The organism is Arthrobacter sp. P1_C12_2, from assembly GCF_056406415.1.
Window position 1 is genome coordinate 161,290 of the sequence record NZ_JBFUAF010000001.1, and the last position, 17,527, is coordinate 178,816.

16 protein-coding genes are annotated in these 17,527 nt (G+C 65.5%); 6 read left to right on the forward strand and 10 right to left on the reverse strand.

Annotation, left to right across the window (positions count from 1 at the left end):
• Positions 1–29: 29 nt before the first annotated feature.
• The 5 genes from AC1DZQ_RS00760 to AC1DZQ_RS00780 form a co-directional block, all read right to left on the reverse strand.
• The gene (locus AC1DZQ_RS00760; RefSeq protein WP_476961669.1) at positions 30–1,124 is read right to left on the reverse strand and encodes a LacI family DNA-binding transcriptional regulator; all 1,095 of its coding nucleotides are present in this window, start codon (positions 1,122–1,124) and stop codon (positions 30–32) included.
• 85 nt (positions 1,125–1,209) lie between these two features.
• Positions 1,210–2,577, reverse strand: coding sequence for a right-handed parallel beta-helix repeat-containing protein (locus AC1DZQ_RS00765; RefSeq protein WP_476961670.1), 1,368 nt, complete (start codon positions 2,575–2,577; stop codon positions 1,210–1,212).
• A 27-nt stretch (positions 2,578–2,604) separates the two neighbouring features.
• Complete coding sequence (locus AC1DZQ_RS00770) at positions 2,605–3,594, reverse strand: carbohydrate ABC transporter permease (protein WP_476961671.1); 990 nt, start codon at positions 3,592–3,594, stop codon at positions 2,605–2,607.
• The gene (locus AC1DZQ_RS00775; RefSeq protein ID WP_476961672.1) at positions 3,594–4,481 is read right to left on the reverse strand and encodes a carbohydrate ABC transporter permease; all 888 of its coding nucleotides are present in this window, start codon (positions 4,479–4,481) and stop codon (positions 3,594–3,596) included. The genes AC1DZQ_RS00770 and AC1DZQ_RS00775 overlap by 1 nt, the downstream gene beginning before the upstream one ends.
• Positions 4,482–4,560: 79 nt before the next feature.
• Complete coding sequence (locus AC1DZQ_RS00780) at positions 4,561–5,841, reverse strand: extracellular solute-binding protein (RefSeq protein ID WP_476961673.1); 1,281 nt, start codon at positions 5,839–5,841, stop codon at positions 4,561–4,563.
• A 469-nt stretch (positions 5,842–6,310) separates the two neighbouring features.
• Between AC1DZQ_RS00780 and AC1DZQ_RS00785 the strand changes: the two genes are divergently transcribed.
• From AC1DZQ_RS00785 to AC1DZQ_RS00800, 4 genes are all read left to right on the forward strand, one after another.
• Positions 6,311–7,909: a PucR family transcriptional regulator gene (locus AC1DZQ_RS00785; RefSeq protein WP_476961674.1), complete on the forward strand. Its 1,599-nt coding sequence runs from the start codon at positions 6,311–6,313 to the stop codon at positions 7,907–7,909.
• Positions 7,906–8,838: a glutaminase gene (locus AC1DZQ_RS00790; RefSeq protein ID WP_476961675.1), complete on the forward strand. Its 933-nt coding sequence runs from the start codon at positions 7,906–7,908 to the stop codon at positions 8,836–8,838. The genes AC1DZQ_RS00785 and AC1DZQ_RS00790 overlap by 4 nt, the downstream gene beginning before the upstream one ends.
• 74 nt (positions 8,839–8,912) lie before the next feature.
• On the forward strand, positions 8,913–10,427 hold the full coding sequence (locus tag AC1DZQ_RS00795) for an amino acid permease (protein WP_476961676.1): 1,515 nt from the start codon (positions 8,913–8,915) through the stop codon (positions 10,425–10,427).
• Positions 10,428–10,724: 297 nt separating this feature from the next.
• Positions 10,725–12,452, forward strand: coding sequence for a thiamine pyrophosphate-dependent enzyme (locus AC1DZQ_RS00800; RefSeq protein ID WP_476961677.1), 1,728 nt, complete (start codon positions 10,725–10,727; stop codon positions 12,450–12,452).
• Positions 12,453–12,654: 202 nt separating this feature from the next.
• Here AC1DZQ_RS00800 and AC1DZQ_RS00805 read toward each other — a convergent pair whose 3' ends face one another.
• Complete coding sequence (locus AC1DZQ_RS00805) at positions 12,655–13,194, reverse strand: DinB family protein (RefSeq protein WP_476961678.1); 540 nt, start codon at positions 13,192–13,194, stop codon at positions 12,655–12,657.
• 120 nt (positions 13,195–13,314) lie between these two features.
• Positions 13,315–14,031, reverse strand: a complete 717-nt coding sequence (locus AC1DZQ_RS00810; protein ID WP_476961679.1) for a DUF2306 domain-containing protein — start codon at positions 14,029–14,031, stop codon at positions 13,315–13,317.
• Between the two features lie 129 nt (positions 14,032–14,160).
• Here AC1DZQ_RS00810 and AC1DZQ_RS00815 point away from each other — a divergent pair, with 129 nt between their 5' ends.
• Positions 14,161–14,916: a TetR/AcrR family transcriptional regulator gene (locus AC1DZQ_RS00815; RefSeq protein WP_476961680.1), complete on the forward strand. Its 756-nt coding sequence runs from the start codon at positions 14,161–14,163 to the stop codon at positions 14,914–14,916.
• 6 nt (positions 14,917–14,922) lie between these two features.
• Here the strand turns inward: AC1DZQ_RS00815 and AC1DZQ_RS00820 are convergent, their stop codons facing one another.
• From AC1DZQ_RS00820 to AC1DZQ_RS00830, 3 genes are all read right to left on the reverse strand, one after another.
• A complete protein-coding gene (locus AC1DZQ_RS00820; protein WP_476961681.1) occupies positions 14,923–15,711 on the reverse strand; it encodes an alpha/beta fold hydrolase in 789 nt (262 codons plus the stop codon).
• Positions 15,712–15,800: 89 nt separating this feature from the next.
• Entirely contained in the window at positions 15,801–16,298 is a 498-nt protein-coding gene (locus AC1DZQ_RS00825; RefSeq protein ID WP_476961682.1) for an SRPBCC family protein, read from the reverse strand.
• Between the two features lie 12 nt (positions 16,299–16,310).
• On the reverse strand, positions 16,311–16,730 hold the full coding sequence (locus AC1DZQ_RS00830) for an ArsR/SmtB family transcription factor (RefSeq protein ID WP_476961683.1): 420 nt from the start codon (positions 16,728–16,730) through the stop codon (positions 16,311–16,313).
• Between the two features lie 190 nt (positions 16,731–16,920).
• Here AC1DZQ_RS00830 and AC1DZQ_RS00835 point away from each other — a divergent pair, with 190 nt between their 5' ends.
• The gene (locus AC1DZQ_RS00835) at positions 16,921–17,493 is read left to right on the forward strand and encodes an MOSC domain-containing protein (protein WP_476961684.1); all 573 of its coding nucleotides are present in this window, start codon (positions 16,921–16,923) and stop codon (positions 17,491–17,493) included.
• Positions 17,494–17,527 lie beyond the last annotated feature (34 nt).

Here is a 17,527-nt window from a genome sequence, read left to right on the forward strand (position 1 = left end):
GGCGCGTCCTCTACTGGACGCGCTCGATGTCAGGTGTTGGCGCGTGTAGGTGAGTCCGGTGCTGCTCTACTCGAAGCGCCCTTATGTTTTGGGGAGGCGACGGAATCGCGAAGAACCATGGGACAGGGAAGAACGGTCGGGTGAGCGGCGAACAGGGTCAGGTCTGTCTTGCCTTCGATCGCTGCGATGAGATTCCCGGTGGCCCAGGCCCCCATCTCATAGTGGGGCAGGGCCACGGTTGTCAGTGCGGGGTAGAGGCTTTCAGCGATGAGTTGCTGGTTGTCGAAACCGACGATCGAGAGATCCGCCGGGATGCTCAGTCCGAGCTCGCCTGCCGCACGGTAGGCGCCCATGGCCATCCGGTCGTTGTAGCAGAACACGGCAGTCGGCCGGCTCCCGGGGGTGAGGAGCCGCATCGCTGCCTCGTATCCGCCGATGACTTCCGAGTGCTCGGACTGGACCAGTTCCGGGTGGAACGGCAGACCGGCGTCGGCGAGGGTTTTCTTGAATGCGATCAGGCGTGAGTGGGTGGCGGGAACGTCGTCCGTGTTGTTGAGCATGCCGATCCGGGTGTGTCCGGCGTCGATCAGGGTCTGGACGGCGGCCCGCGCCCCTCCTTCTTCGTCGGGAATCACCGAACAGATGGCCTTGCTGATGTCCTCGGAGTCGACAAGCACGGCGGGAAGGCCTGTCAGGTTCTTGGGGACGCTGAGTTTGCGGTGATACATCGTGGCGTAGAGGATGCCGTCCACCTGGCGGTCCAGCAACGCCGCTACATCCTGTTCGCGGGTGTCCACGGAGCCGGTGCTTGCGGCATTGATGATCATGATGTTGTATCCGCGGGCCCGGGCAGTCTCTTCGGCGCCCAGGATGATCCTGCCGGCATGCGGCGTGGTCGCGATTTCCTCACTGATGAACCCGAGCATCCCGGAGCGCTGTGTCCGCAGCGCCTGCGCCAGCCGGTTGGGCCCGTAGCCCAGCCGCCGGGCGACCTCCTGGACCCGTTCCCTGGTCTCGGTACCGACGCGGGCGTAGGCGACATCATTGAGAACGTGGGAAACCGTGGTGACAGAAACACCGGCGGCGGCTGCTACGTCCTTGATGCCGATTGCTTTGTTAGTCATTGATCTCCCACGTCCTCATGGTCTTGTTGCTGATTCTACGCGCGGCCTATTCGTCCCAGAGCCCGTCTCGCCCGGCCTGAGCGGGTTACTGGGCCGCAAGTGCATGTGCCGCCGGGAAACCGACCGTGGGTGTGGCCCTAAAGGCGTTAACAGCCCTATCTGCGATAACTTGGGCGTCACTTCCGGAATCAAGGATCGTATTCCGAGCTGATTCGGAATCGACCATGACGGCCATAACGGCGAGGCCGTCCGAAGCCTCGGTCGTCAACAGGGCGTCCACCTGAGCCGAGAAGCAGGAGTCACTTGACTTGGAGTGAACGTCCATCGCCACCACGTGGTTGGTGGAGACGAAGTTGCCAACCCCCGCCATCAGCCGGATGATGACAGGCGTCGCCCCTGTCGGCCGGATGCTCTGTGAGTCGATGATCTGGGAGAAATGGTTGCCGACGACAGAGTTGTTGCTGCCGCTGATACAGAGAAGTCCGTAGAGGTCGTTCAGTCCGTTGTCGACTCCCAGGAAGGGCGTCCAGGGCTCATGGTCACGCAAGAAGTGATTCGTGGCCACGAGGTTCTCCGAACTATTCGCCGCGAGAATCAGCATCCCAGGGTAGAACGAATGCAAACGGTTGTTGGTGACGCTCGAACGCGTGACGCCGTCGAGATGGATGCTGCTCGCACCTCGGGGGAAGACGTTGTTCGCGGTTATCAGGAGCCCGCCATGGTTCTCGGCGTAGATCGAGTGACCCTTGAAGCCTGCTCCGACCAAGTTGTCGGTGATCTTTGATGCCTGTCCCCACCCGCGCAGCTCGATGCAGCTGCCGCATTCAGCGATGAAGTTGTCGTGAACGGAAAGCGCGTCCGCGTTGTAGATCGTGAGAGCGTTCTCAAGGTAGACGAACCCCATGCCGGTTACTCGGAATGAGTCATTGGCGTTCGCTACGTAGATACCGGTCTTGCCGTTGACGTAGGAGTTCTCCGGATGCATCCCCGCGCCATCCGAGTTGAAGTGCAACCCGTCGATGCAGAAGTTGGAGAACTCGACCGAGCTGATCCGCGGGCTCCCGCTTCGCTCAACGTAGAAGGCGGCTCCCTTGGATTCCTCCCCATCTCCGCCGAGGGGAATGTCGACGATTATGCGACTCCCTCCGGGCCACAGCTCATGCAAGTCGGGCCATTCGTCTTCGGGAACGTTGAACCGGATGCTCGACGACGTAAAGCCGTGTCCCGAGCCATGGATCCTGAGGAAGCTGACGTCGATCACCACCTGCGTACGAAGGTGGTAGTCCCCGGGCGGAATGTAGATCACCGCGCCTGGCTTTCCTCCATTGTTCGCATCGGTGACCGTCTGCCGGTCCTTGATGTCAGCGATGATGCTGTTGATTACTTCACCGACGTCCTCGGACGGATTGCCGACGGGCCACGTAGTCACGTCGTAGCAGTTGTTGCTTGACATAGGTTCTTCCCTTTGTGCTGTGGTTTCTCAGCCCTTGACGGCGCCGAGCGTCATGCCTGCGACGATCTTGCGCTGCAAGAGAAGAGTGAGAAGGATGACGGGGATCGAGAACACGGCCGCGAGTGCGGTCATGGATCCCCAGTCCAGTCCAAACTGGGTCTGGAAGTTGGCGATGACCACCGGTGTGGTCTGCGAGCGGACCGCGGTCATCAAGAGGGCGAAGAGGAACTCGTTCCAGGACGCGAGGAAGGCGAAGATCGCGGTAACCGCGATGCCGCCGGAGACCACCGGGATCACCACCCGCCAGAGGGCGCCGAGCCGGCTGCAGCCGTCGACCGTGGCTGCCTCCTCGAGGTCCCTGGGCACGGCCTCGAAGAAGCTGGCCATGAGCCAAATGGAGAGCGGCAGCGAAATCGTGGTGTGCGCGATCGCCAGGGCAATCGGCGTGTCCGCCAGGCCCACGGAAGCCATCATGGAAGCCAACGGGATGCCGATGGCGACCGGCGGGACCATCCGGGTGACCAGCGCGGCCATGATGAAGACCTGCCCGCTGGGAGTCTTGTACCGCGTGATGCCGTAGGCGGCCGGGACTGCGAGGACCAGCGAGAGCAGCGTGCTGATCACCGCCGTCTGGACGCTGTTGATCATGGACGCCAGCACACCGCTGCGGCCGAGGGCCGACGTGTAGTTCTCCAGCGTCCACTCCCTGGGCAGGATGGTGGGCGGGACGGCGATCGTGTCGATCGGGGTCTTGAAGGAGGTCAGGACCAGGTACAGGAACGGGAACCCGTAGACCACCAGGGCCGCGGCGAGGATGATCCACAGCACCGTCCGGGTGCTTCGTCTGCCGGCTTCGAGACCTTCCCTGTTCCGGCTCCGGCGCTTCCGGGTGCGTTCCGGCGCGGGCTGCCCGGCAGTACCTGGACGGGAGCCGGCGGAGACGAAACCCGAGCGGCGGGGGCGGTAGTCGGTTGCCGGCGGGCCGGCGTCGGGCTTGGTGGTGGATTGGGCGCTCATCAGCTGTCCTTTCCGGGTCGCCAGATGGTCGTCACGGCTACGAAGGCGACGGCAAGCATGGCGATCAGGTAGATGGTGCCCATGGCGCTGGCCAGGCCGGGATCGCCGAAGCGAATCATGGTCCGGTAGATCAGCAGGCTCATGGTCTCGGAGGCGGAGTCGGGGCCGCCGTTAGTTTGGATGAGGATGGTGTCGAAGGCGCGGGCAGCGTCGATCCCGCGGACCACAAGCGCCACGGCGATCACGGGCCGCAGCAGCGGCAGGATGATCCGGAACAGCAGCGACGGTGCCTTGGCGCCGTCGAGCCGCGCCGCCTCGATCAGGTCCCCGGGGATGTTCTGGAGGCCGGCGAAGAGCACCAGGCACATGAACGACGTCGTGAGCCAGATGTCGGGAATCGCGACGGAGAAGAGGACGATCGAGGGATCAGACAGCCAGCCGATCTGGTTCGGGTCGGACAGGATTCCTGCCTGGTGCAGCAGGGTTCCCACGAGCCCGAAGTTATCGATCATGAGGAACTTCCACAGGAGGCCGGCCACAATCGGGGCGATCATGAGCGGATAGAGGAAGAACGTCCGCCAGACCTGCGACTGCTTGCCCAGCATGGTGAACAGCAGGGCCATGCCCAGGCCGAGGGCGAATTCAAGGCTGACGACGATCAGTGTGTAGGCAAGGGTCCGCCATCCGGCGGACGTGAATGCCTCGGAGGAGAACGCCTCGGCATAGTTCGCGAGGCCGATGAATTCTCGGGAACCGCCCACGACCGGGGAAATCTTGAAAAAGCTGTCGGTGATGAGCCGGACCAGTGGGTAGGCGACAAACACGGCGAGGAACACGGCTGCCGGGGCCATCAGGAGAAGCGCGAAGCGGCGATCAGGGATACGCACGGGAGTCTCTTTTGTTCGGTGACACTTTGGTGGATCTTCGTGGCCGGCACCGCTGCAGGCGGCGCCGGCCACGAAGGGCTTACTTGATCAGGTCCTGGACCTTTTTCTTGGCCTCGGCGAGCAGCGCGGCGGTGTCCCCACCTGCAACTGCCTTCTGCAGCGTCGGCACCAGTACGGTGTCCACGATCTGCTGCCACTTGGCGGTGGAGGGGCGCGTGGCCGTGGCGTCGGCGCTCAGGGTCTGGATCAGGGGCTTGAAGCTTTCGTAGCCGGGCTTGTCCTGGTATTTCTCGAAGGCCGACATGCGCGCCGCCAGGCCCAGGGTGGACTCGATCCCGAGGTCGTTGTGGTCGTAGGCGCACTTGATGAACTTCTTGGCGTTCTCGGCGTTCTTGGTGGCCTTCGGGACGGAGAGGTACCACGGACCGGGGACGCCGGCGACCCCGGCGGATCCGCCGATCATAGCCGCGGTGCCGACCTTCCCGAAGACAGGAGCATCCTTGGGGATCTGGCGGTAGGCGTGGGCCCAGAACCGGGTCATGGCCGTCTTGCCCTGGTTGAACAGGTTCTGTGCCGCTGCCCAGTCCACCTGGGCCGCGCCTGTCGGGGCGGACTTCACCAGGCTGGTGTAGAAGTCGAGGGCTTCCTTGTGGGCGGCGTTATCGATGATGACGTTATTGTTGGCATCGAGAACCATCGGCGAGCCCGCCTGGAGCACGTGCGCCATCCATTCGGTCTCCACGGCGCCCTTGACGTCGGTGCCGTACATTCCGTCCTTCGTGAAGAATTCGGAAATCTCCCGGTACTGCTGCCACGTGGTGGGCGCGGCGAGGTCGTACCCGTACTTGGCCTTGAAGTCCGCCTTGTTCTTGGCGTCCTCGAACAGGTCCTTGCGGTAGAGGATGATTTCGGAGTTGGTCCAGGCCGGCATACCGATGAAGTGCCCGTCCATCTGGGCTTCCTTCACGAGGGCAGGAAAGATGTCTTTCTTGGCCTCGGCGGTGAACAGCTCGTCGATCGGCTGGACAGCATCCTTGAAGTTCGGCAGCCAGACGGAGTCCAGCGCTGCGACGTCAAAGGAGACTGTTCCGGAGGAGAATTCGCTGGAAAGCCGGTTGAAGAGACCGTCGTAGGGCAGTTCAACGAAGGTTGTTTCGAGGCCGGTTTCGGCCTTGCACTTTTCTGCCACCCCGGCGAGTTCGGCGTGGCCGCCGGCCTCGACGAGGACGGTAACGGCCGAGGTGGTGTTGCCTGGGGCGGCTGCTGGGCCCCCAGCCCCGCAGCCGGTGGCGGCCAGCAGGACAGCCGCGGAAAGGCTGCCAATGCCGGCAAACCTGGAGATCGTTTTTCGAGAGGACATCGCTGTCGGCTCCCTTTCTCTTGAACGGAAACTCAGAGATCGAATGGGGTTGAAAAATCGTTTTGCTAAAACGACTTGGCACTCAGGGTAAGGAGTTCCGATTCAGTGTGTCAAGCGTCACGCCAAACAAGTCTTCCCTCTTGACGCCCCCATTGGCAGCAGCCGTAATGTGAGCCCCAGCCGTCTGAGGAAACGTTTTTGCAAACATTGGCGGATTTGGCAGTTTTTGGCAACGACCCTTCACACCGTGGCACGTCGTGGCCACGACCGCCATTGTCCGTGCCAGGGCCGCGGCGGACACGGTCACGTCGGTGGCCGCGGCACTGCCGCGGTTGTGCGCCTTGGTCCACAGACCCAAAACGGGCCGCGTAATTTAGGAGCTTTTCCATACTTTCGGCGATGGCCGCTGGATAGCATGAGGTGTCCGGACAAAGCAGTCCGGGCGGGTGCCGATGTCAGAAGGAAGCCCATGGCCGCAGCTACAGTGGACGACATCCTCGCGGATCTCCCCCTCGGTTTCGCCAGCCTGATGCTCCGGCCGTCCCGCACGGACGCGGCGATCGAACGCTTTCTGATCGTTGACGCCGACGACGAAGCTTACGACGGCGGGTCTGCGTTTGTCCTGCTGATCGGCGTGCGCGGACGCTCCGCCTTGCCGGCAGTGCGGCGCCTCCTGAAAAGCCCTCCCCTGGTCTTGGCCGTCAAGGGCAGCCAGGAGGAACTGGCGGAAGCGGCAGAGCTGCTGCGCGTCGCCGGAACCGGCCTGCTGCTGGTGGACCCGGCGGCAGACTGGGACCGCCTGCTTTCCATCGCCAAGGACCGGATCCAGCCGCCCAGCTACCAGAGCGAAGTACTGACCCTGCTCGAAGAAGACCTCTTCGCCATCGCCCAGACCACGGCCCGCCTGACCTCCAGCCACGTGGTGATCGAGGACGCCGCCAACAAGGTCCTGGCCTACTCCACGGTCTCAAATGCCATTGACGAACTGCGTAAAGCCTCGATTCTGGCCCGGCGCGGCCCGCGCAAATACGAACTCCTGCTCAAGGACCTCGGCGCCTACCGCGAGCTGCACCGGACGCGCCTGCCGGTCCGCGTTCCCGCCCGGCCCCAGGACGGCCTGCGGGAGCGCGTCGCCATCAGCCTGTTCGCCGGTGACCGCATCATGGGCTACATCTGGCTCCAGGAAACCGGTGCCGGCTTCGGCGACGACGTCGACTATGTGCTCACCGGCTCGGCCGCGCGGGCCTCCGCCGAGCTGATCCGGTACCGCAACCATCAGTCCGTGCACATGCGCGAGGACCGGATCGTGCGCCTCCTTTCGGGTCCCGCGGAGGCGGCGGCGAGCGCGCACAGCGAGAAAATCCCAGCGGACCGTCCTGCGGCCCTGATCCTGATTGGCCTGTCCGCGTCCGAAGCCCAGGAGGACGACGCCGCACTCAAACACGGCGAGCTGGCCAACCTCGCGTCCATCCATGCCGCCGCCTACAAACCCTCGGCCATTGTGGGGCAGTTTCACGGCGACACCGCCGTGATCCTTCCCGGGCTCCAGTCCGCCAACGCCGGGGCCGGGCTGCGGAGCGTGGCCGAGGCAATCGTCAGGGACGCCAGCAAACACCTCGGCATCAGCACCTTTGCCGCCGTCGGCCCCACCGTCCCCGATCTGCTCTCCATCCATTCAGTGACCGGAATATCCGAAGCGCTGCTGGCCTGCATGCGCCGGTCCGGCGAAGCCCCGGTGGCCGAGGTGGACGACTTCGAAGCCGAGATCCTCTTCCACGACGCCGTGGAGAACTTTACGACGGCGGCCTTTCGGCACCGCAGCCTCTGGGCCCTGCTCCGGGATGACGCGGAACTGGCCGTAACCCTGCGTGCCTTCTTCGACGCGTCACTCGACGTGGCCGAGTGCGCCAAGCGGATGCAGCTGCATAAGAACACCGTCTACTACCGGATCGGCAAGGTCAGCCGGATCACCGACCTGGACTTCGGCAATCCCCGCCATTCGCTGGTCGCGCTGCTGCATGTGCAGGAATGGGCCGGCACGCAGAAGGAGCACGTGGGCCAGAAATGATGACAACACTTGATTCGCCGCCGATTGGCCTACTACTGGATGACATTGTCCGCAGCCACCGGCCCCGGACGGAAGCTGGGTCAGTTCCAGCAAACATTCCCCACCTGCAGTCCCCGCCGTTCGACCGTTTCGGCATAGCGGTTGCCACGACGTCCGGGGAAGTATTCAGTTCCGGCGACGCCGACCTCCCGTTCTCCATCCAGAGCATCTCCAAGGTCTTCACGCTGGCGATGGCCCTCAGCGCCGATGACTCCGGCTCGTTGTGGTCCAGGGTCCTGCGCGAGCCGTCAGGGACCTCCTTCAACTCCCTGGTCCAGCTTGAAGTCGAGCACGGGATCCCGCGGAACCCCTTCATCAACTCGGGCGCCCTGGTGGTCACCGACCATCTGATGGAAAGATCTCCCGACGCCGCCGCTCAGGTCCTGCGTTTCCTCACCGGCCAGGTCGGTCAACCGGGTCCTTTCATCGACGAGATCGCCGCAAGGAGTGAACTCTCCAGCAGCAGCCGCAACCTGGCCCTCGCCCACTTCCTGAAGGAATTCGGCAACCTGCGGCGGCCCGCACAGGCAGTGGTCGAGAACTACGTCAGGCAGTGCTCAATCATGATGACCTGCGTGGAAGTCGCCAAGGCGGGTCTTTTCCTCGCGCAGGATGGTCGTGGAGTACAAGGCGCGGTGATCTCCAGGAGCGAGGCCAAGCGCATCGGCTCCATCATGCTGACCTGCGGCATGTATGACGCAGCCGGCGAGTTTGCCTACCGCGTGGGACTTCCGGGGAAAAGCGGTGTAGGCGGCGGCATCCTGGCGATCGTCCCCGGCGAGTGCGCCATCTGCGTCTGGAGCCCGCGGCTGGATTCCAAAGGAAATTCCCTGGCAGGCACGGCGGCTCTCGCTGACCTGTCCGACCGGACCGGGTGGTCGATTTTCTGATCTGACGCCCGGCTGTCCCCACAATCTCCCTCCAGAACCCCATTTAGATCTCTGACAGATCGAAAGGAACACCCATGTCCAACAACCCCAATGACGAGGTTGGCTTGTACCAGGCCGATGGCGGCCACGCCCACGCTTCGGATGCCCTGATCCACGCGGAGGACTCGGGCTATCACAAGAGCCTGAAGCCCCGGCAGATCCAGATGATCGCGATCGGCGGGGCCATCGGAACCGGCCTGTTCCTGGGCGCCGGCGGCCGGCTCAACGCGGCCGGCCCGTCACTGGTCATCGCCTACGCTATCTGCGGCTTCTTCGCGTTCCTGATCCTGCGCGCCCTGGGCGAACTGGTGCTGCACCGGCCCTCGTCAGGATCGTTCGTGTCCTACGCCCGCGAATTCTACGGAGAGAAAGCCGCGTTCATCTCCGGCTGGTTCTATTGGATCAACTGGGCCACCACCACCATCGTGGACATCACCGCCGCGGCCCTCTACATGAACTTCTTCGGTAAATACATCCCCTGGATGGGGGCCGTACCGCAGTGGGCGTGGGCGCTGATCGCCCTCGTCGTGGTCCTCTGCCTCAACCTCGTCTCCGTCAAGGTGTTCGGCGAGCTCGAGTTCTGGTTCGCCCTGATCAAGGTCGCGGCCCTCGTCGCGTTCCTGTTGGTCGGCACCTACTTCGTCATGTTCGGCACCCCCGTGGAAGGCCAGGAAGTCGGATTCAGTCTCATCGCCGACAATGGCGGCCTCTTCCCCAACGGCCTGCTGCCCATGATCATCCTCATGCAGGGCGTGCTGTTCGCCTACGCCTCGATCGAACTGATCGGTACCGCCGCCGGCGAAACCGAAAACCCCGAAAGGATCATGCCCAAGGCCATCAACTCCGTGGTCTTCCGGATCGCCGTCTTCTACGTCGGCTCGGTCATTCTGCTCGCCCTGCTGCTGCCCTACACCTCGTATGAAAAAGGCGTCAGCCCGTTTGTGACGTTCTTCGGATCCATCGGTATCCAGGGCGTGGACGTCATCATGAACCTCGTGGTCCTCACGGCCGCCCTGTCCTCGCTGAACGCCGGTCTCTACTCCACCGGCCGCATCCTGCGTTCCATGTCAGTGGCCGGATCGGCCCCGAAGTTCGCCCAGCGGATGAACAAGGCCGGCGTCCCCTACGGCGGCATCGCCATCACCGCCGGCGTCTCCCTCCTCGGGGTCCCGCTGAACTACCTGGTCCCCGGCCAGGCGTTCGAGATCGTCCTGAACGTCGCCGCCGTAGGCATCGTCGTCACCTGGGCCACCATCGTGCTCTGCCAGATCCAGCTCAAACGGTGGGCAGACAAAGGCTGGCTTGAGCGCCCCTCTTTCCGGATGTTCGGAGCCCCCTACACCGGGTACCTCTCCCTGGTATTCCTGCTCGGCGTGCTCGTCATGGTCTTCATCGACTCCCCGCTCACGTTGCTGGTGACCCTGGTGGCCTGCGCGCTGATGGTAGGCGGCTGGTACGCCTGCCGGAAACAGATCCACGGCATCGCCGAAACCCGCGACGGCTTCACGGGCGCCGCGCCCGTGCTGGCCAACCGGACTCCAATTCGCTAATCGAACATCTCTTTGCCGACTAGTCCCACAACCCGACACACAACGTGAAAGCCTCCATGAAGCCACGAAACCCGCTGAGTCCCGGCCGAACTAGCACGCTGCAGGAACTCGACCCGCCAGCCGCAAACACAGGCAAGCCGCCGGCGTCGAACGACAGTTGCGAAGACGGCTGCTTCTTCTGTACCGGACCGGAAACAGACTAGGCAGCACCAACCGTTCCGCTGGATTCAGCGGACATGCCATGCCCCCCCCAACCCAAGAAGACAAGTAGTGATGAAAACGGAGTCTGCACCCACCATGACCGCAACCGACACGCACCCAGTTGAAGGCGACACCACCAAACCCCTGCAGACGGCCCCAGCGGCCATCCTGGACAACCTCAACGGCAGCAGGACCCTCAAGTCCGCCGGCCACGTGATTGTTGATTCGCTCATGGCGCACGGGGTGGAACGCACGTTTGTTGTCCCGGGGGAAAGCTTCCTGGACGTCCTCGACGGGCTGCACGGCTCTGAGATCGAGACCGTCGTCTGCCGGCACGAGGGCGGCGCCGCTTACATGGCCGAGGCCGACGGCAAGATGAACCAGCGCCCCGGCGTCGCCATGGTCACCCGGGGACCCGGGGCTGCGAACGCCCACGTAGGCCTGCACACCGCCTGGCAGGACTCCACGCCGATGCTGCTCTTTGTCGGGCTGATTCCGTTCGCGCACCGGGACCGTGAGGCGTTCCAGGAGTTCGACATCAAGGCGTGGTTCGACACGGGCGCTAAACGCGTGATGGTCCTGGACCACCCCGAGCGGGCCTCCGAAATCGTCGCGGAGGCAATGTTCGCGGCCATGAGCGGCCGTCCCGGGCCAGTGGTGGTGGGCCTGCCTGAAGACATCATCCGCGTCCAGATTGATCCGGCCCTGCACCCGCCCATCCCGGTGGCCGCGGGCGGCATGAGCAGCACTGATGCCGGCGCCCTCGCCGAAGCCCTGGCACAGGCCAAGAAGCCGCTCTTTGTCACCGGCGGGAACGACTGGACGCAGGAAGCAGCCGGGGAGCTCACCCGGTGGCTCGAAAAGCACCATATCCCGGCCGCGGCGGAATGGCGCACGCAGGGGACCGTCTCCTTCGACTCCCCCAGCTATGTAGGACCGATCGGCTACGGCCGGCCCCGGCCCACGTACGATCTCCTTGAGGAAACCGATCTGCTCGTTTTCGTCGGGACGGTCCCGGGGGACGTGATCACGGACGGCTTTGTCTGCCGACAGGACTGGAACAAGAAGAACTTCCTGGTCAGCATCGATCCCTCGCTGCGCGGCCGCTCCGGCCCGGTCTCCCGCCAGATCCTGGCCAAGCCGGAGGCTTTCGTCCGGGATCTGGTGAACATTGACCTCCCGGTCAAGGAGGAATGGAAGGCGTGGACGGCCCGGATGCGCGCCGAGCAGCAGTCCTTCGCCAGCCTGCCGCCGTCGGCCCCCGGCGACGGGCCCGCGAAGATGGACACCCTGATGGCGAACCTCGTGCCGCTGCTGCCGGAGGACGCCATGGTGACGTTCGGGGCGGGCGAGCACACCAACTGGGCGCACCGGTACTTCCCCACCCGACGCTACGCCTCGATGATCAGCGCCCGGAACGGCTCCATGGGGTACTCCGTGCCCTCGGCCATCGCCGCCTCGCTGGCCAGCCCGGAGCGCCGAGTGGTCACCGTCGCCGGCGACGGGGAGTTCCTCATGAACGGGCAGGAGCTCGCCACGGCCGCCCAGTACGGAGCCACGCCGCTCATCATCGTGATGGACAACCAGGAGTACGGCACCATCCGCACCCACCAGGAACGCCACTACCCATCCCGGGTATCGGGGACGCAGCTGAAGAACCCCGACTTCGGCATGATGGCACGGGCGTTCGGCGGTTTCGGCATCACGGTCACCGAGGACAAGGACGTGCCGGCCGCCCTGGAGGCCGCCTTGGCCGCCATCGACCGGGACGGCGTATTCGCCCTGGTCCACCTCGTCGTCGAACAGCGGGTCAAGGCCTACTAGATTCCGCCCTGACTAGATTGCCCACGGACGGCCTTTTCATACTTGGTTGCGCTATCAGTCCTGGTCGTCATTCGGCGTCCATAACCGCCACGACTGATAGCGCAACGGGTGGTTGGAGGGGCGCTTAGACGGCCGGCTACCCGCCAGCGGTCGTCGTCGGTCGCGTGCCGTCGAGCAATGCCGCCGCGCCTAAGCCCCGCGGCTACTCCCCCGTTTGGCCGTCCACGGCTTCGCGGAGGAGGTCGGCGTGGCCGTTGTGCCGGGCATACTCCTCGATCATGTGGCACAGGATCCAGCGCAGGCTCGGTGCCGAACCGTCCGGCCACGGGCGCTTGGCCAGTTGGCCCAGGCCGCCGCCGGCCAGGGCGTCCGCGACGCGGACCCGGGACCGGTCCACGGCGCCCTGCCACAGGGTGCGCAGCTGCTCCGGGGTGTCCCCGGCGGCGGTATCCCACTCCCAGTCCGGGGTGGCCTTCCAATCCACGGTGTCGAACGGGGCCTCCCGGTCCTGCGCGTGCAGGGAATGGGAAAACCATGCGCTCTCCACATAGGCCATGTGTTTCAGCAGCCCGCCCAGTGTCATCGATGAGGCCGCGGTAGTGGCCCCGAAGCCGGCGGCGTCCAGTCCAGCGCACTTCCACGCCAGCGTGGCCCGCTGAAAGTCCAGGAAGCCCAGGAGGGTCGCGGCTTCGTCTCCTGCAAGGGGAGGCTCCGGGCGTCCCTGATCGTCCACAATTGTCATGCGCGTGAGTCTAGCCGCCCAGCCTCGAACTCGCCGGAAACTCTCCGCTTCGCCGGAACATTCCGGCGAGCCGGCCCGCTTCCGGCGACTTCGACTGCGGGTATGGGCGACGGCGGGTACCTAGCCCGGTGTAACAGCACCCGCCGCGGCCGTCCGCCCAGCAGGCCGCGGCACCCGCACGGACCGCCTGGCGCGCCCGCGGATGACGTACTCGGCCACCGCAACGTTGATCACCCAGGCTGCCCCCAGGAGCACTGCCCGGGTCGGCTCGTCGGGCGGACCCACCAGCAGAATCCAGGGCAGACCCGTCAGCGCCTGCGTTCCGGCGGCGACCCCGATCGCGTAGCCGCGGGTCATCCACGCGCCGTGCCGCACAAAGTCGCGGCGCACAATCGCGGCGACACCCAGGACGATGCTCGCAGCCATGGCCGAGCCGAAGACCAGCCGCAGGACCATGAGCGCCGGCCCGTCCCCGGGTGGCAGCGGATAGAAGACCGCCATCCACAGGCCGGACAGGGCAGCGAGCAGGCCCGCCGGCGCCAGGATGCGGCCGGCGATGCGGTGCCAGCCGCGGCGGCCCCGCAGTGCGGGGAGGAACTGGAACGCGCCGAGCAGGCTGTAGGTGGTGACGCTGAGAATGTGCGTCACCACGGGCACGGGCGAGGCAAAGAACCGGGCGTTCTGGGCAGTGATGGCGGCACCGCCGGTCAGTTCCGTCAGCCGCGCCGCGCCCGCGATCACCGGGATGAGGCTGAGAAGGATCAAGCCGGCGGGCACGGGCCACTGGCGGCGACGGCGGACACGGGGGACGGGGGCGCTGCTGGCTCGTGTTGTCACGGCGTGGTCCTTGGCTGGAATGGCTGACGGCGGTGATACGGGCCGGGTGTACGGCGTACACCTAATGCGATCACGCTAGGTGTACGGCGTACACTTGTCAATAGCGAACCGTTAGGGAAAGGTGGCCGGATGACCCAGCAAGCGGAGCGCACGCGCCGGATCCCGTTGAGCCGGGACCGCGTACTGGCTGCCGCCGTCGCGCTGGCCGATCAGGTGGGGATCGAGGCGCTGAGCATGCGCCGGCTGGCGCAGGAACTCGGCGTCGTGCCGATGGCGCTCTACAAGCATGTGGCCAACAAGGAGGAACTCCTTGACGGCATGGTGGACGCCCTTGTCAGCGAGATCGACCCTCCCGTCCCCGATGCCGGCTGGAAGACCGCCGTGCGCCTGCGTGTGCTCTCGGCGCGGACGGCACTGCGGCGGCACCCGTGGGCCCGGCAGGTGCTGGAATCCCGCACCAACAAGACGCCCGCGGTCCTTGGCTACATGGACTCGTTCATCGGCATGTTCCTGGCCGGAGGCTTCTCCGTCGATCTCACCCATCACGTCATGCATGCCCTCGGCAGCCGCATGTGGGGGTTCACCCAGGAGCTGTTCGACGACTCCGCCGGCGGGAGCACCGCGGGGCTCGCCGCCCTTCCCCCGGAGGACCAGGCGGCCATGTTCCAGTCGATGGCCGAGCGGTATCCGAACATCCTCAAGGTCGCCACCGCCTCGGCGCACAAGGACTCCGCGGTGGGTCCGGGGTGCGATGACCAGTTCGAATTCGAGTTCGCCCTCGATCTGCTCCTGGACGGCTTTGAGCGGCTGCATCGGCAGCGCTGGACGTCCACTCCAGAAGAGACCGCGACGGCGGCAGAGACCCCGACGCCGGCGGCGCACTAACCGCCCCTATTCCTCCAGGAACCGCAGCAGGTACGGAACGGCGGTGCGCATTGCCCGCAGGTCGCCGCCGCTGGCGCCCAGCTCGCCGAGGTAATCACCGTGGCTGCCGGGCACGATCATCAGCCGTGCTCCCGGGATGACGCGGGACATGTGCACGGCGTGTTCAGCACTGACGACGTCGCGGTCGGCGCTCAGCACCAGGGTGCGGGCCGTGATGCGGCGCAGGTCCTCGTCCGGCCAGCCGGGGAAGGTCAGGATCCGTTGACGGTCCAGCTCGAACATCCGCTCGAGGTGTCCGGGCTCCGGATTCAGCCGGCGATCCGCGTCCTTGTACACCTCCGGCATGTCATCGAGGGTGGCCTTCGCCATCCCCTCCCAGAACTCATCGCCCACGGCGTCGCGGCTGACGAACGTGGAGGCTGCAATCAGGCACTTCACCATGGAGGGATGCCTCATGGCGAGCGCCAGCGCGGTGTGGCCCCCGGCGCTGAACCCGAGCACATCCACGGAGTCCACGCCGAGCTCATCCAGCACCGCCTTGACGTCCCCGGCGGAGCCTTCGGCGGTGAGCGGCCGGCCAGTGGCCGCGGTCCTGCCGTGGCCTTCTTCATCGACGGCGATCACCTGGCGGCTCTCGGCCAGCAGCACAGGGATGAGGCCGGCGAAGCTGGTCTCGATGGTCGAGCCTCCGCCGGGGATCAGCAGCAACGGGGGCTGGTCGGCCAGGGCATGGCCATGGACCTCGTAGTACATGCGGAGGTCGCCGTTCGCCGCGTAACCGTGCGTGAATGCCACAGGGCATATTACCGCCGCGAATGGAGGACTGAACAGGGCTTTGCGGACGACGGCGGGAGATTCCCGCCGTCGTCCGCTTGCGTTGCAGGTCAGGCGTTGACGGACTCGACGAGAATCGCGTCGACCTGGCCCAGCGCCTCCCGCATGCCTTCTTCCATGCCCATGGCGACGATCTTCTCCATCTGTTCCTCCGCCTCGAACGTGGACAGGATGGTCATTCGGGTGCGGCCGCCGATTGGCTCCAGCGTCACAAGACCGTGGATGATGCCCATGTCGGCCACAGGGTCACCATTGTCGTCCGCGAAGCCGTCATCGAACTCCAGGCGGTGCGGGGCGTCGATGGTCACGAACCGCCACCAGCCGCGGGCCTTCTCCCCCTCGGGTCCCGTCATGTAGTAGCTGGCCTCGCCGCCCGGGACGAATTCGTGCTTCTCGAAGGTGGCCGGCCACGTGGGCGGCCCCCACCAGCGCTCGAGCAGGCGCGGGTCTTCCCAGATTTGCCAGACGCGCCCAACTCCGGCGTCGAACTCGGCGACCACGCTGAGGCTCAGCGCCTCAAGATTCTTGACTGAACTGATAACCGTCATGACGAACCCTTCCTATCCTTCAGATTTGTTGCTTTGCGTGTTTTTGGTTGGTCGGTTGCCTGTCTGTGTCTTGTCAGGTTCTGTGGTGGCTGTTTCGGCGAGCAGGTCTGCGATCCGGTCGGCCCGCTGCCGCCAGATGACCTCGTAGTCGTCCAGCAGCCGGCGGGCCCGCTGCAGTCCGTCGTGGTTGGCCCGCACAATCTGCTCCCTTCCCCGCTTCTCCTTGGAGACAAGGGAAGCGCGTTCCAGCACCGCCACATGCTTCTGGACGGCCGCGAAACTCATGGCGTAGAGGGCAGCGAGCCCGGAGACCGAGTACTCGCCCACTGTCACCCGGCGCACGATGTCCCGGCGGGTCGTGTCGGCGAACGCCTGGAACAGGCGGTCGAGTTCCTCGTCATTGAGCTGGGCCCGGAGCTGATCTACAACCATTTGGTTGTAGAATAGTCCGGCCGTTCAGGGGTGTCAATCCCCGCCGAGTTCGCCGGAGACCCACCAATTCGCCGGAAGGTTACGGCGAGCCCGCGGGTTTCCGGCGAATTCGCGCGCCGCGGCCGCAAGCGACGCCACCCCCGGGACCGTCGAGGTGCCCGGACGCCGGGATGGAGGATAGTTTTAGGGCATGATGGCAAGCTACAGGTACGACGTCGAGGTCCTGCACCTCCTCGTCTCGCCGGCCCACGCCTACTTTGGCCGCGCACGCGATGGTGCAGCCCAAGTCCCCACAGTGGACGCGGACAGAGTCGAAGTGGTGGCGGGCAAGGGCATCGTCGGCGACCGGTTCTTCGGCAAGGCCGCGCACATGGACGCCGCCGTCACCCTCGTCTCGATCGAAGCCCTCGAGGCGATGGCCGGGGAGCTGGGAGCCGAGCCCTTTGACCCGCTCCTGACCCGGCGCAATGTCGTCCTCAGGGGCGCCCACCTCGCTCCCCTGCTCGGCGAAGACTTCGCGCTCGAATCGAGGGGGGACGTGGCCCGGCTCCGGGCCGGACGGCCAGCCCACCCCTGCGCCTGGATGGACCGGATGCTTGCCCCGGGCGCGCACGCCGCCATGCGCGGGCGCGGAGGCGTGCGCTGCCAGCCGCTCTCGAACGGCTTTTTGAGTCGCGGGCCGGCCGTGCTGGTCAGCCCCGTGCCGCTCGACCCCGGGCAGGCCGGCATCCCCACGCTGCTGCGCCCGTCGCGGCTGCCGTAGCGGCCACCGCCGAACCGGACCCGCGCCGCCGGAA